Source organism: Polyangiaceae bacterium, assembly GCA_016715885.1.
Classification (GTDB): domain Bacteria; phylum Myxococcota_A; class Polyangia; order Polyangiales; family Polyangiaceae; genus Polyangium.
Map to the genome: position 1 here is coordinate 112,416 of JADJXL010000018.1, position 14,715 is coordinate 127,130.

Genomic DNA, 14,715 nt, shown 5'->3' on the forward strand with positions numbered 1-14,715 from the left:
CACCTCAACCCGCGATTACTTCTTTCAGTTTCCTATTCGCCTTGATGAGTCCTTCGAGCATCGTTGCAGCTTCCTCCTCCTGCTCGACATATGTATTGATGTCACCTCCGAGCCTTGGAGTCTGTGTCTGCCGAATTTGCTCCCATTCGATCCATTTGCCTGTCTTTTCGTCCTTGCGCTCGGGAGCGGAAAACAAATCCATATACATTCGAGGAGCTATGCCCACAAAAGGAACAAATGGAACCCGCTTGTGATGGTTGCCATCCTCACATGTCGCATCGATGTCAATGGAATCATCGTAAAGATCAGCCGCACGGCTCTTGGGATATGGCTCGATAAAAACGACTCGACGAATACCAGCCATGACAATGTGCTTGGCGCACTCGTGACATGGGAATGCAGTCGAGTACAGCGTACACCCGTCGACGGCGACGCCCCTGCGAGCAGCGGACATCAACGCAGCCATCTCTGCATGAACGGCGCGAATATACTCGATGACACGTTTCACACGCGCGTTCTCGGCAAGGGAGGATAGTCCGTGGCTCTCAGCAATCTCCCGTCGAAACGGATACATCACCCCTCTTTTTTCGCCGTCCTCCATTCGGAAGTCCTCGGCTGCCGATTGAAGCTCATGCAAAGGCATGCCCTTTTTGGACTCGTTGAACCAACCTTCTAACTGTAACCGAACGAGAAAATCGACAATGATGTTCCGCGCCATATCTTCGTTGGAATCACCACTGCGTCTGTGATCTCGGTTGTCTTCGCCGTCATCCGACCAGTATTGACCACCGTCCGGTTTGGCGACCTCATTCGTGCCGGTTGACACGACATCGCCATCTGTGCGTGTAATTGCTGCTCCGACCTGACGCCCGGCGGATGCCGAGCGTAACCCAGAACCATAGGCTTGGAACATCCCGTGCTCATCTCTGGTCGGTGTCTCAAATGGGTGCCCGAACAATAGCTTTACAAATCGCAAAACATCTTTATCAATCGATTCGTTTTCTTGTGCCGGCTTACCAGGGTCGACCTTGCTTGCATCAACAAATACGTCGGCCAGCCAAAACGCCGCTTGGACATTCTGACCAAAACTCTCGCCGTGCTCTTTCCCATCCCGCTCCACAAGCCGCTCAGCATCTGCCCTATGTTGCTCACGAGTGGATCCATAAGACTTGAACTTCTCTGCAAGGACATCGACCCGCTTTGATCGAGGTGCATACGCCGCGACTACAAGAAAATTGTTGCCATACACTCTTCGCAACGTCTTTATTTCATCGGGCGTCTTTAATGAATGAAGAATATAGGCGCACCTCTCAATCGGCCGGTCCATGTTGTTCTTGTCGAGCGGCTGATGTGCCTGATACCGCGCGTTCCGAATTGCCGCGACTCCAAGCAACGCCAAGGCATCTTTCCGTTGCAAGAGCTTTCGGAATTCGTTACCTGCGTCCATTTTGCGCGCATAGCGTTGGTCGACTCTTGCTAATTCCTTTGGCGCAGGCGCTGGGAGTTTGTCGATTAGCTTGATTGATTGTGTCGTATAATTCACCGCCTTGAACGCTCGTTGCAGCGCAATCTCCACACGGCTCAGATCGGTGCCAATTGCCCCCACCAGCCCGATCACGAGTTCCTGACCTGCTTTTGACTCCTGCTCCGCCACATGAACACCCGCTAGTGTCGAAGCTACTCTGGGCGATCGGTGCAAGCAACAGCGAAAATTCTACCGCGCGTCCTACCGCTTCAAGGACCGGTTCGTCTCAACCATCCTCCCAAAATTCCAACCATCGCCCCACCCAGCCAACGTCCAGCATCACGGACAAACGCGTTGACATGCCGACAAGGAGGTGCGTCGGAGTGTTCGAACGCGGTGCTCTGCACCGATCAGAACAGATCTGTCGTGCGCGATGCAGTGCGTAGCGAGTTCAGTCTGTCTGGATGTTCAGGCGCACTTCTTGAAATTACGCGCATCTACATCACCGAGGCGCGTCTGGACACACGGCCGCGGGGACAAAAAAAACGCCAAGAGGTGACGGTTCGGTTGCTTCGAACCACGCACCTCGCTACCTTCCCGGCCGTTTTGACGAAGGGCGCGCTGCGTGCGCGCATTCTAGAGGAGCACGACAGCGATGAGCGGCCATTCCAAATGGGCCACGATCAAGCGCAAGAAGGGCGCGCTCGATGCCAAGCGCGGCAAGCTCTTCACCAAGTTGATCAAAGAGATCTCCGTCGCAGCCCGTATGGGTGGCGGAAACATCGACGGCAACCCGCGCCTGCGCAAAGCCGTCACCGACGCGCGTAGTCAAGCGATGCCCGCCGACACGATCAAACGCGCCATCCAGCGCGGTACCGGCGAGCTCGAAGGGGCAAACTACGAAGAGATCCTCTACGAAGGCACCGGTCCCGGCGGCACGTTGTTCATGGTCGAAGCGATGACGGACAACAAGAACCGCACCGTCGCGGAAATCCGGAAAGTCTTCGAAAAGAGCAACGGCGCGATGGGTTCGTCCGGAACGGCCGGCTGGGCCTTCGATCGCAAGGGCGTCATCACGCTCGCGAAGGATGCCGCGAACGAAGACCAGCTCATGGAGCTTGCCGTGGGTGCAGGCGCCGATGACTACGTCGATCAAGGTGAAGAGTGGCAAGTCACGTGCGCCATCGACGCGGTCGACGCGGTCGTCAACGCGCTCGACTTTGCCAAAATCGCCGTCAAATCGAGCGGTCCGGCGTATGTGCCCAAGAACAAAAAGCCCACGACGGGCCGTGATGCCGAGCTGTGCATGACGCTCTTCGATGCGCTCGACGATCACGACGACGTGCAAAACGTCTACGCCGACTTCGACATCTCCGACGAAGAGCTCTCGCGCATGGAAGGCTGATCCACGCCCTCCTATCGTTGCGCACCGACACAGCGTGTCGTCTTGGTGCCCCCGCTTCTCAGCAACATTCGAACCCTTTGGTGCTGAAGTTTTTGCATGAAGCTTCGTCCATCGCCGGTTAAGGCGCGTTGTGCGTGCGCCTGTGGACCGCCAGGCCTGGTAGTCTTTCGCTTGACCCTCGGAAGGAAGAACTCATGACGAACTTCGGCAAACTCGCTCTTTCGTTTCTTGCTCTCCCAGCTCTCTTGCTCTCTGCGTCTTCGGCACTTGCCATCGACACGCCCCCTCAATGCGGCAAATTCGACTTCAACAAGAACGGCCTAGGCTGCGAAGTCAAGGTCGAGGGGGGATGCGAAGCCGAGTGCACGCCGCTCAAGTTCATTGCAGCGTGCGAAGGCGGGTGCTCGCTGACCGCGACGTCCCAATGCACTGGCAACTGCGGCGTGAGTTGCATTGCGCAGTGTGACCCCGCCAAACTCGACTGCATTCAAGGTTGTCACGACGAATGCGAGCAACCGTTCATCGCGGATTGCCAAGCTTCGCATCCGGATCGGGATTGCGTGACGGACGCAGAGGCGAGCTGTACGCAGCACTGCCGCACCAACTGCAAAGTGGTTCCCAGCTCGTGCACCGAGCATTGCGATCAGTGTTGCACCGGCGCGTGCACGTCGAACGTGAACCTCGATTGCGATATCAAATGCTATGCGGACGTCGAAGGTGGTTGCCGAGTTGCCTGCCAGCAGCCGAGCGGCGGCCTTTTCTGCAACGGTCAGTATGTCAACGCGACCGACGTGGAGAGCTGCATCAGTGCGCTCGCTGCACAAGGGCTCGAGGTCGACGTGTCGGCGCGCGGAGAATGCGTGTGCACGCTGAGCGGCTGCGACTGCGACGGTAGCGCCAATGCAGGCGGAGGCTTCTGCGCTGCTGCTCCAGGGCAGGATTCGCCGTTCGAGGCAGCCATCGTGATGATGGGCATGGCAGCGGCCGGCATTTCGGTTGCTCGACGCCGCAATCGCAACAGCCGCTGATTCTCAGATCATCGCGCCCCTCATGAAAACGCTCGCGGCAATCCCCGCGGGCGTTTTGCTTTGGGAAAACCCATTACGGTCTCCAAATCGGAAATTCGAATACGCCCCACGTGAAGAGCGCATGGGCAAACAACGCCGGTGCGAGGCGATCCGTGCGCATCGCCAATCGCCCCCACACGAGCGAATATGCGACGCCTGCTGCAACGAGGAGCGGATTCGGGCCCACGCGCGCATTTCCAAGCAGAATCATCGTGGGCACGTGTGCCACGCCAAACAGCGCCGCTTGGAGCAGCCACGAACGCAGCCACCCGAACCGTTCGGTGAGCACCCGCATCACGAGGCCCCGCCAAACCAATTCTTCGAGCGCCGCGACCACAAAGACAAACCCGCCCACGATATGCCGATACTCGGAGGCCGGATCGCCCAGCGCCGCGTACACCTGCATGATCCAAGCTGCTCTCGGCGACGGTGGCGACGTCAAAATCAAGTGCACCGCCATCGCGACCGCATACAAAAGCGCCGCGACGAGCGCTCCAATCGACAGATCACCCGCACGCGGACGTAGTTGGTCGTCGAGCTCCCCGCGGCGCCTCAATCGATGCACCGTATAGCCCGCGAGCACGCCGTACACGCATCCAAGCGAGCCGAGCAAAAGCGGGCTGCCCGGGTTCGAAAAGGCAAACGCTATCGCTGCGGTGCATACCGCCGTCACCCCACCCGCCACGACAAACGCTTCTCTCGACGACGCGGGCTCCGCGAATTCGTCCTCGCCCGCATCTGCTTCCGCTGCGTCGGCATCTTGTTCCTCCGCCGCGTCGACGTTCTTTTCTTCCGCGTCGCTCACCGGCACCTCGCAAGAAGCCGATCGAGGATCCCGTCCGCGAGCGCTCGTTTCGACATCACTCCAAGCGGCTCCGCTCCGTCACGCGTCACGATCGTCGCCCGATTGTCTTCTCGCCCAAACGCTTCATCCGCTCGGTTCGCCACGACCATGTCCACACGCTTCGTTTCCAGCTTGCTTCGAGCATATCCCACGATCGCCTCGTCTTCGCCCGTTTCCACCGCGAATCCCACGAGCACGGGCTTCGTTGCACGTCGCGCCGCACCCACTTCGGCGAGCAAGTCCGGATTCGGCAAGAGCTTCAATTCGAGCGGCTCCGCCGAGCGCTTCTTCTTCGTCGCGCTCGTCTCCGCAGGCCGATAGTCTGCGACCGCAGCGCTCATCACGAGCGCGTCCGCTTGGTCGAGGTTTGTCCCGAGCGCTTCCCACATGGCCGCTTTCATCGCGAGCGCCCCACGCACGTCCACTCGATGCACTCCATGCGGCGTTTGCAGCGACACGGGCCCTGCAACGAGCGTCACGCGCGCGCCTCGTGCTGCAGCTCGTTCAGCCAGGGCAAACCCCATCTTGCCCGTCGAACGATTGCCCAAGAAGCGAACCGGATCGATGTCTTCCACCGTCGGCCCCGCCGTCACGACGATGTGCAAACCCTCGAGATCACGCGGTGCGAGCAGCGACAGTGCGGCCCGGACAATCTCTTCTGGTTCGGCCATTCGCCCGAAGCCTCGTTCGCCCGAAGCGACCTCTCCATCGACCGGCCCCACGAACGACACGCGACCATCTCCCAAGATCGTCGCGACATTACGCGTCGTGGCCGGATGCGCCCACATGCGCGGATGCATCGCGGGAGCAGCGACGATGGGACACGATGCGCACAGCACGAGCGCCGTGAGCAAGTCATCCGCTCGGCCCGAGGCGATGCGTGCCAAAAGGTCCGCCGTCGCGGGCACGATCAGGACCAGGTCCGCCTTTCGTCCAAGGTCGACGTGCTTTTCACCAGCGAACGTCGGGTCGAACATGTCTTCGGCCACGGGTTCGCCCGTGATGCCGCTGAACGTTTGTGGACCAACGAATTCCTTGGCCGCGCGCGTCAAAAGCGGCAGCACGCGGGCACCTGTTTTGACGAGCAGTCGAGCCACTTCGACGGCCTTGTAGGCAGCGATGCTCCCGCTCACGGCGAGCACGATCGTTGGACGTTGAGACGATGCGGCGGACATGCCTCCGGAAGGTTTGCACGAAATCCATCGAGCGTACATGCCTCGTCCCGCGCTAGGCTGCGCGCGTGTCCGATTCCGCCTCAGCCTCAGCCTTGCGTTCTCGTCGTGAAACCCTCGCGACGCTCGAACGAGCCCTCGCCGCACGTTCCGCTCGTTTGTCCGGTCTACGCGGCGTGCTTTTCCTCGTGGCCATCGCAGCGCTCATTTACGCAGCCACGCGCGATGTGCCGGCGTACGCGTGGGTGCTCGTGGCGCTCGCGTGGTTCGTGTTTTTCGCGATCGTCGCGGTGCATGGTGGGCTCGTCACGCGCGAGACCGAAGTCAAGTCGCGCATCGGCATCGTCGATCGTTGGCTCGAGCGAACCCAGGACAAACTTCCCGAGCCTTTGCCGAGCTCGCCTGCTGCGGACCCGACGCATCCGTACGCCGTGGATCTCGACGTGTTCGGACCGTCGTCGGTGTTCCAACTACTCGACGACACGCGCACGGTGCCGGGCACATGGACGCTCGCTGCGTGGCTTGCGATGCGCGCATCTCCGCAGGAGATCGCTGCGCGTCAAGAAGCGGTGCGTGAGCTCTCGACGCGCGTGGCGTTTCGCGAGGACTTGGCGGCGCTCGGTGTTTCCGGCTCTTCGCGGGGTCGTTCGGTCGAACCGCTCGTGAGCTGGGCGGAGCTGCCTCCCGTGCTTGGAACGGGGCTCGATCGAGCGCTCGTGCGGGCGGCGTTTGTCCTGGTACCGCTCACCATCGTGCTGTTCACGGTCGCGACGATCATGGGCGACGCAGCGCCTGCGCTTCTTCGTCGTGCGTGGTACGTGCCGTTTGGTTTGCAGCTCGTGGTCTTGTTTTTGGTCGGCGGCAAGGTCGCGCCCATGCTGGCCAAAGCGGCCTCGAAAGAATCGCCGTTCGGCCGTTACAAGGGCATGTTTGCGCGCATCGAAGCCGAGCCGTTCGAGGCTCCGCGATTGCAATCGCTGCGAGAATCCCTTGGCGTCGGCAAAGACACGCGTCCCGCGTCGCAAGAGCTCGCTTCATTCGAGCGAATCTTGGGGTTCGTCGAACTGCGCAACAGTGGTCTCGTGTATCTAGCGGCCAACATCATTCTGCTCTGGGACGTGTTTTGCGGGTACGCACTCGAGCATTTCCGTGCGCGTGCTGGAAAAAACGTGCGCGGTTGGTTCAAGTCGCTCGGTGAAATCGAGGCGCTTTCGAGCATGGGGGCATTTGCGTACGAGCATCCGACGTATTCGTATCCCGTCGTCGAGGAAGGTCCGCCATGCTTTTCTGCGGAAAACCTCGGACATCCATTGATTCCGTCCGATCGCCGCGTGGGCAATTCCGTGGAATTGCCAGGTCCGGGGCATTCGCTGCTCGTGACTGGGTCCAACATGAGCGGCAAGAGCACGTGGCTACGTTCGATGGGATTGGCAGCGGTGCTTGCGCAAGCGGGTGCGCCCGTATGTGCGAAAAAATTGCGAATGACGCCGCTCTCGGTGCGCACGAGCATGAGAATCAGCGATTCACTGGAGCACGGCGTTTCGCATTTTTATGCCGAGCTCGAAAAGCTCAAGAGCGTCGTGGACGCTGCGGATCGAGGCGAGCCGGTATTCTTTTTGCTGGATGAAGTTTTACACGGCACGAATTCGCGCGAGCGTCACATAGGTGCGCGGGCGGTCGTCGTGCATTTGCTCCAAAAGAGTGCCATTGGTGCGGTGACATCGCACGATTTGGCATTGGCGGACATGGCGGAAACGACGAATGGGCGTGTGGTGAACGTGCATTTCAAGGAATTGGTACACGAAAACAAGATGACGTTCGATTACGTGCTTTCGCCAGGCGTCGTATCGACGACGAATGCGCTGCGTCTCATGAAAATCGTGGGTATCGCGGTGAAGGGGATTGAAGACGAGTAAGTAAATGGTGTCGTCTGCGCACGCTGACCCTTTCACTTTCCCAGACCAATGCATACGACTCTGGGACATCGGGTTGCTCTGGACGCGCGTTTGCGTCATGAAGAGGATGGAGCGCGGGCCCGCACGACACATGCGGTAACCGGCCCCAACGGAGTCCCGATGTTCAAGACGTTCATCATTCAAGCGATCGCAGCGGGAATCGCAGTCCTCGTCGCGAGCAAGATCATGCCCGGTGTGCGAATTCGCGACGGCAAGACGGCGATCGGTATCGCGGCTGCGTTCGCCGTCCTGAATCTCGTCGTCGGATGGCTCTTGAAGGCCGTGCTCGCGATCGTGCTCCTGCCCGCCGCCGTGCTCACGTTTGGCCTGGCCTACCTCATGCTCGGCCTGATTGTGAATACGATCTTGCTCTATGTAACGGACAAGCTCATTGATGATTTCGAGATAAAGGGGTTCGGGCCGCTCGTCGGGTCCGCCGGGCTGATTTCGGTCGCCGCATGGCTCTTGCCTCGAATCTTCTGATCACATCATCGAATTGGCGCTGCTTCTCCAACATACAATATGGATGGAGAATGATGTCAGCATCGCGCCGGCAGCCTCGTCGTTTGCCGTCGTGAACGCTACCCCTCCGTTGTATCCTCGCGCCTCCTCATGTCGCCCACCTTTCTGACCAGTCGCATTCATCGCGTCGTCGTTCACGCGCGCGGCGCCGTCGTCACCCGCGTGGTCACCTTGCCGTCGCCTTTACCTGCCGAGTCTTGCGAGCTCGTGGCCACCGGCATCACGCCTTTTGCCGAACCCGCGAGTTTCCGCGCCGTTGTCAAAGGATCGCGCCAAGTCGTTTCGGTGCTCGCTCGGTTTGTCGTTCCAGACGGCCCCGCAGAGCTCGGCTCCGCTGCCGAGCGCGTTCAAGCTGCGGAATCCATGCGCATCGCTTTGCGTGAAGAACGCACGCACGTCATGGGCCGCCGAAATCAGCTCGCAGGCATCCAGTTCAACCTCGGCATGGATCGAAGGTTTCACCAGGCAAACGCTCGATCACGCATCGCCGATGCCCTCGCCATGACGCGCCTCGTGCAAGACGAGCTTGCGGTGCTCGATGCGCGTATCGCCGAGCTCGATCGCCGCATCGAACAAGCCGAACGCGCCGTGGATGCCGCTCGAGTGGCCGAAGTGCAAGCGCGCAGCGCCGAGCGTGAAGGTGCGTCGCGACCAACCTTGTCGTGTCACGTGCGATTGGGGCCCGGACAAACTCCGCTCGAAGCGCTCGAAATCGAGTATGTCGTGCTCGCGGCGCGTTTTTGGCCCACGTACAAGGCGTGGCTCACGAAAGGCGCGACGCGTGTGCGTATCGAGCTCGATGCGCTCGTCGCGCAAAATTCCGGTGAAGACTGGACGGGCGTCGAAATGTCGCTTTCGACCGCGGATCTCGTGCGCGATGCGCGGTTGCCCGAGCTCCCGTCGCTTCGTTTCGGGCGCGCAATTCCGCCGCAAAAACGCGGCTATCGCGCGCCACCTCCGGGCCTCGATACCATGTTCGAAGCGTACGACGCCGCGATGGACAAGATGCAGCGACCGCTGCCGAAGGTCAGCATCGACGCCCTGCGCTCCACGGAAGCTGCACCTCCGCCGCCTCCGCGACCGTCCGCCGCATTTGCTGCGCCTCCGACGATGCAAGCGACGGCGGGAGCCATGCCGTCTCCGGTCAGTACGGTGACGCTCGAGGAAGGGGCGATGGAAGCAATACCGGCTGGATTGATGCCCGCTCGCGCGAAGGGTGGAGGTTTTTTCGATAAGGCGCGAAGTGGGGGCGCACCGCCGCCGCAATCGGTGAAAAAAGCAAAAAAGACAATGATTGCATTTGGCGCTCCAGCGCCGCCGTCGGCCGCCGCGCCAGGTGGAGGTGGTTATGGTGGTCCTTCGACGCTGAACATGCCACTTCTCGAACAAGCGCCCGATACGGTGGAGGACATCGATGCATCGTTATCCATTGAACCCGACGATGCGTGGCTCGATTTCGATTCGCTCATGCTGCCCGGCGCGGAAAAACACCGCCGCGGCCGGCTTACTCGATTGCCCGATGATTCCGTGCGAGTGGAAGCATCGCTCGCGAAAGCGTGCATCGATGCATTGCCGAATCCTGCGTGGACCAAGGATCCGCTCACGACTCGCGGGCATTTCGATCATCGTTATGACGCCGTAGGTCGTGGCGACATTCCTTCCAATGGCCGTCCGCATCGCGTGCACGTGCTCGCGGGCGAAGGGTCCGCCACGCCGCGATTTCGCACGGCCCCGCGTGAGTCGACGGACGTATTCCGCGAGGCGCTCATTGAAAACCCACTCGGTGCACCTCTATGCGCCGGGCCCATTGATGTATTTCTCGACGGGGGGCTCGTGACCAACACCGAAGTGGCTGCGGTCGATCGCGGCGGCGTATTCGTCGTGGGCCTCGGCGTCGAAGACCGAATACGAATTGCACGAAATGCCCGCGTCGAAGAAAGCTCGGCGGGGTTGCTCGGCGGGTCGACCCATGCCGATCATCACATCACGATCGATATGACATCGTCGCTCGGCATGCCCGTGAACATCGAAGTGCTCGAACGTATCCCCGTGACGGACGACAAAGACGTGAGCATCAAAGTCATGTCGGCGGAGCCCGCTGCCGAGGTGTACGATCAAAGCGACATTGGAGTGCCCATTCGTGGAGGCCGCAGGTTCCGCGTCGATGTGGCTGCGGGCGGCAAGGCGAAAGTCGCATACAGTTATCGCATCAAATTGCCGGCGAAGAGCGAGATTGTCGGAGGAAACCGTCGTGAGTGACATCGTCGTGGAAAAGGTTCGTCAGGACGGACGAAAAACGCGGGTCGAACGCGTGACGATGTTCGAGGATCGCGCGGAGGTCGTGCGTCGAGCTGCATTTCATGTGACGCGTGGCGTGCAAATGCAAGCGTGTACGGGCGTGTCGCTGTTGGTCGACGATGGCACGGTGCAGGCGAAGGTCATCCATGGGCCGGCGCGTGTGCTTTCGGTGCGCGTATTGCGACAGGTGCATCTCGAGCAGGCGCTTGGGCGGGAGGAAATCGACGCGCTGGAACGCGCAGCCCGGGAGGCTCGCGCAAAAATCATTGCGGCCGAGCAAGCGATCGAGCGGACGCAACGCGTGCTTCAGCAGCATTTTCAATTGAGTGATCAATGGGTCAAGTCGGTGGCGCTCGGGCCGAAAAACGCAGCCGATGGGGCGGTCGTCGCTTCGTATCGGGAAGCGTGGCGAGCGATTGATGGGGCGGCGAAGGTCACGCTTGGCGAATTGGAAAAAGCGCGCGCCGACAAGGCCAAAGCGGAGCAAGATGCGGAGCTTGCCGAACGCCGTCGTTCCGAGGGATTGATTGAAAAACCGCGGCTCGATGCGGTGATTGAAGTCGAAATCGATGCGGAGGAAGCGGGCGACGTCGAAGTCGAGCTTTGTTATCGGCTGCCGTGCGCATTATGGCGGCCCGAGCATCTCGCGCGTCTTTTGACGGACAAACCGGATGCCAAAACGGGCAAAATGGAAATCGTTACGTATGCCGTGGCATGGCAAAGCACCGGCGAAGAATGGAACGACGTGGAAGTACGCTTTTCGACGGCGCGCCCGGCGAAAGCGGCATCGCCTCCGGTGCTTGCGGACGATGTGCTATCGAGTCGCAAAAAGACGGACGAAGAGCGGCGCAATGTCGTGGTAGCGGCGCGTGAGCAAACGATCGACTTTGCGGGGCTCGAACGGGGAGCGCGCGAGGTGGCGGAGATGCCCGGGGTGGACGATGGTGGCGAGCCACTCCAATATGCGGGCAAAGAGCGAGTGAGTTTGCCGTCGAATGGAAGGCCGTTTCGCGTGGAGATTGGCCGGACGAACTTGGACGCAGAGGTTGCGCGTGTGCTCATGGCGTCGCGGTCGCCTGCGGCGCACGTGCGTGCGACCGCGACGCTCGTGGGAAGCGGGCCGCTGTTGGCGGGTCCGGTGCGACTTGCGCGTGGGGCGAGCGTCGTGGGGCGGGCGAAAATGGATTTCGTGGGCAAGGGCGAGCCATTCGAGCTAGGGTTTGGCGCGGATGATGGTATTCGTGTGCGGCGTACGGAGGACGAGGAGCGGGAGACGCAGTCGCTCACGGGTGCGCAGCGAATACGGCGCAAGGTGACGCTCTATTTGTCGAATTTGTCGGACACGGGGCGAAGTGTATTGGTGCAAGAGCGAGTGCCGGTGAGTGAAATCGACGAAGTCGAGATTCAGATGATCGACGCGGGCCCCTTCAAGCTCGACGCAAAGGATGGTTTTTTGCGGGCTACGATCGATGTGGCGGCTCGGGCGACGAAGACGATGAGTTTTGTTTACGAGGTGCGAGCTGGGTCGAAGGTGGTGTTGCCGGAGTTTTGAGAGGTCGCTAGCGCATCGGCTCCTGCGAATTTTGCAGGCGATTGAAATTTGCGCCGCGCCACCGCAAACCAGCTCATGATCGGGCGAATACACCAACGACGTGCAGTGTGCTAGTGGATTGATCCGCGATGAAAATAGCGACGGCTCCGGTTACGCGAATTTCAAACACGTTGAGCTTCGCGGGTGAGACTGCGCGTACGTTGCCGCTTCCCGTTTCGGCGAAGCGAATCGAGTCTTGCCGCTGTTCGCCACGGCAGGTTGCGCAAACCATGAAGTGCCGCTTCATGCCATTCGAATGACCATCTCATTCGCATGAGGCGCGGCGCATTTCTTCGACGATTGCGCGAACCTGCTCCGATCCGACCCCCCGTTGACCAAGAGGTATTCTTTCGATGGCGTCAGCGACGATCAGTAACTCTTCATGGGACAGGGGCTCGTCCGAGAGTGGTGCGTTTTGGAGTGCTCTCCAGACGGGATCATGGATTTCGCTGGATGCTGCCATCGGCGTCGCGATAGGGGGAGATGACATAATGAGTACGGCGAGAATACCACGAAATCGGGGGATGTCAACCGTCACGAAAACGGAGTTTGTCGTCGAGCACTTTCACGCCCGAGCTTCACCCAGCACAAAATCCACTTCGTAAATGTCGTAATGCGCCGGCTGCATGCCCATCGCTCGGTACGTTGATTGCGCGCGGCCATTGGATTTCTCCACGTAGAGCCGCACGCCGCATACGTCTTTTGCCTTTTGTGCCTCCATGAGCACGTGGTCGTGAAGCGCGCGATACACGCCCGTACGCCTCGCCAAAGGGACCACGTAGACCGATTGAATCCACCAAAACGTTCCCGACCGCCAATCGCTCCATTCGAACGTGATCAAGAGCTGCCCAACCATTTCCCCCGAGCGCTCCGCGATCAGGTAAAACCCCTTCGATGCGTCTTCCAATACCGCACGCGTTCCCCGCAGCGTGGTGTCGGCATCGAGCGTCTTGTTTTCCGTTTCGAACGCCATGACGCGGTGGTTTTCTGCCAATGCGTCGATATCGGCCGGCGTAGCCTGTCGAATGAGGGTCGGTTCCATGGGAAAAACGTCATTCATCGGAAGGAGGTGTGTAAAATCGGCGCGGTTGAGGTTCGTTTTTGACGAGATATTCGAATTGCTCTTGGAATTCGTCAATCGAAATGCCCATCACGCGAGCGCACCCGGCCAGGAGCTGGCTGTCCTCGAAATCGTCCTGGCGTAGCCGAAGCATGTAACGACGCGCAATCATGTAACGATCGCTCGAAATGTCCACCATGCGCACGCGCATTCGTCCCGTCGTCGGATCCATGATCGAATCGAACGGTACCGATTGAAACGACCCTTGAATCATCGCCACGACCGCCCCCGTACCACCCTCGGCCAAGAACCTCGCCGCGCAATACCCCAAATCCCGAGCATATTCCATGTCGTACGGAATGGGATCGACACAGCGCAATTCGTAGCCGATGTTTTTCGGGACGATCGTCATCTTGATTCCGTGTTGTCTGAGCCGCGCTTGAACCTCCTGCTTCAGGATTTCCGCAAAGGCGATTTCCGCAATGCGCACGTGCCCATGCGCATCTCGCTCGACGCCCTGGAGCGCAGCAAAATCCGTCTCTTCCATGCGTTCGACGAGTCCCTCCGCAATGATCGCCACGCCATCGGTGCGACCCATTGCGAGCCGCTTGATGATGGCCGAAGCGAGCAAATCCACGACGGTTTTCAATCGAACGTGTCCGGTCGAAGGAAATTCTTCGGGAATCAGCGTCAGCGTCGCGCCGGCGGCTTTGCCAATGCCGAGCGCCAAATGGCCTGCTTTTCGACCCATGGCGACGACGAAGTACCAGCGATGCGTCGTGCGCGCGTCGACCATCAAGTTTTCAATGATTTCCACGCCGATGTGCCGCGCTGTTTGAAATCCGAACGTGTCTGCATTGCCTGGCAAATCGAGGTCATTGTCGATCGTCTTGGGCACGTGCACCACGCGCAATCGACCTTGCGATTGCTCCGCAATGCGCGATGCGGAAAAAGCCGTGTCGTCACCGCCGATCGTAATGAGTTTGTCCACGTCGAGGCGCAAGAGAGAGAGCACGCTCTCTTCGAGAAGATCTTGTGATTTCGTCGGATTCGATCGTGAAATGCCGAGAAAAGAGCCGCCACGGAAATGAATGTGACTGACGTCGTCGATCGAAAGTGGACGCGTTTTCGTTGTGTCGCCGTTTATGATCCACTGGAAACCATCCAGAATTCCAACGACGTCGTATCCGGAGAGCTGCGCGCGAATCGTTGCTGCTCCAATGACCGCATTGATGCCCGGCGCCGGACCCCCGCCCACGAGGATGCCGACTTTCTTCGCTCCGTGACTCATGACCGGGGCCCTAGCATCGCTGTCGCCGGAGCGCTAACGTGCAAT

The 14,715-nt window shown here is 59.9% G+C and carries 11 protein-coding genes; 6 read left to right on the forward strand and 5 right to left on the reverse strand.

From position 1 onward, the window contains the following. Window positions 1-4: 4 nt before the first annotated feature. On the reverse strand, window positions 5-1,654 hold the full coding sequence (locus tag IPM54_21675; GenBank protein MBK9262399.1) for a hypothetical protein: 1,650 nt from the start codon (window positions 1,652-1,654) through the stop codon (window positions 5-7). A 466-nt stretch (window positions 1,655-2,120) separates the two neighbouring features. Here IPM54_21675 and IPM54_21680 point away from each other — a divergent pair, with 466 nt between their 5' ends. Beyond that, window positions 2,121-2,870 (forward strand): YebC/PmpR family DNA-binding transcriptional regulator, encoded by a 750-nt coding sequence (locus tag IPM54_21680; protein ID MBK9262400.1) that lies wholly within the window; start codon window positions 2,121-2,123, stop codon window positions 2,868-2,870. 194 nt (window positions 2,871-3,064) lie between these two features. Beyond that, window positions 3,065-3,898 (forward strand): hypothetical protein, encoded by an 834-nt coding sequence (locus tag IPM54_21685; GenBank protein ID MBK9262401.1) that lies wholly within the window; start codon window positions 3,065-3,067, stop codon window positions 3,896-3,898. A 73-nt stretch (window positions 3,899-3,971) separates the two neighbouring features. Here IPM54_21685 and IPM54_21690 read toward each other — a convergent pair whose 3' ends face one another. Together IPM54_21690 and coaBC are read right to left on the reverse strand one after the other, a co-directional pair. Then, complete coding sequence (locus IPM54_21690; protein ID MBK9262402.1) at window positions 3,972-4,742, reverse strand: CPBP family intramembrane metalloprotease; 771 nt, start codon at window positions 4,740-4,742, stop codon at window positions 3,972-3,974. Then, window positions 4,739-5,995 carry a bifunctional phosphopantothenoylcysteine decarboxylase/phosphopantothenate--cysteine ligase CoaBC gene (coaBC, locus tag IPM54_21695; GenBank protein ID MBK9262403.1) on the reverse strand — a complete coding sequence of 419 codons (1,257 nt, stop codon included), beginning with the start codon at window positions 5,993-5,995 and terminating at the stop codon, window positions 4,739-4,741. The genes IPM54_21690 and coaBC overlap by 4 nt, the downstream gene beginning before the upstream one ends. A gap of 26 nt (window positions 5,996-6,021) precedes the next feature. Here coaBC and IPM54_21700 point away from each other — a divergent pair, with 26 nt between their 5' ends. The 4 genes from IPM54_21700 (at window position 6,022) to IPM54_21715 (ending at window position 12,280) form a co-directional block, all read left to right on the forward strand. Next, window positions 6,022-7,869, forward strand: coding sequence for a DNA mismatch repair protein MutS (locus IPM54_21700; protein ID MBK9262404.1), 1,848 nt, complete (start codon window positions 6,022-6,024; stop codon window positions 7,867-7,869). 159 nt (window positions 7,870-8,028) lie between these two features. Continuing rightward, window positions 8,029-8,391 carry a phage holin family protein gene (locus IPM54_21705; GenBank protein MBK9262405.1) on the forward strand — a complete coding sequence of 121 codons (363 nt, stop codon included), beginning with the start codon at window positions 8,029-8,031 and terminating at the stop codon, window positions 8,389-8,391. A 129-nt stretch (window positions 8,392-8,520) separates the two neighbouring features. Further along, window positions 8,521-10,689, forward strand: coding sequence for a DUF4139 domain-containing protein (locus IPM54_21710; protein MBK9262406.1), 2,169 nt, complete (start codon window positions 8,521-8,523; stop codon window positions 10,687-10,689). Continuing rightward, window positions 10,682-12,280: a DUF4139 domain-containing protein gene (locus IPM54_21715; protein MBK9262407.1), complete on the forward strand. Its 1,599-nt coding sequence runs from the start codon at window positions 10,682-10,684 to the stop codon at window positions 12,278-12,280. The genes IPM54_21710 and IPM54_21715 overlap by 8 nt, the downstream gene beginning before the upstream one ends. A gap of 604 nt (window positions 12,281-12,884) precedes the next feature. Here the strand turns inward: IPM54_21715 and IPM54_21720 are convergent. Continuing rightward, the gene (locus IPM54_21720) at window positions 12,885-13,361 is read right to left on the reverse strand and encodes a GNAT family N-acetyltransferase (GenBank protein ID MBK9262408.1); all 477 of its coding nucleotides are present in this window, start codon (window positions 13,359-13,361) and stop codon (window positions 12,885-12,887) included. Window positions 13,362-13,371: 10 nt separating this feature from the next. Next, complete coding sequence (locus tag IPM54_21725; protein ID MBK9262409.1) at window positions 13,372-14,670, reverse strand: 6-phosphofructokinase; 1,299 nt, start codon at window positions 14,668-14,670, stop codon at window positions 13,372-13,374. Window positions 14,671-14,715: the final 45 nt, after the last annotated feature.

Coding starts and splice junctions, on each gene's coding strand:
- IPM54_21680 (MBK9262400.1), top strand. CDS start 2,121: ATGAGCGGCCATTCCAAATGGGCCACGATCAAGCGCAAGAAGGGCGCG.
- IPM54_21685 (MBK9262401.1), top strand. CDS start 3,065: ATGACGAACTTCGGCAAACTCGCTCTTTCGTTTCTTGCTCTCCCAGCT.
- coaBC (MBK9262403.1), bottom strand. CDS start 5,995: ATGTACGCTCGATGGATTTCGTGCAAACCTTCCGGAGGCATGTCCGCC.
- IPM54_21705 (MBK9262405.1), top strand. CDS start 8,029: ATGTTCAAGACGTTCATCATTCAAGCGATCGCAGCGGGAATCGCAGTC.
- IPM54_21710 (MBK9262406.1), top strand. CDS start 8,521: ATGTCGCCCACCTTTCTGACCAGTCGCATTCATCGCGTCGTCGTTCAC.
- IPM54_21720 (MBK9262408.1), bottom strand. CDS start 13,361: ATGGAACCGACCCTCATTCGACAGGCTACGCCGGCCGATATCGACGCA.
- IPM54_21725 (MBK9262409.1), bottom strand. CDS start 14,670: ATGAGTCACGGAGCGAAGAAAGTCGGCATCCTCGTGGGCGGGGGTCCG.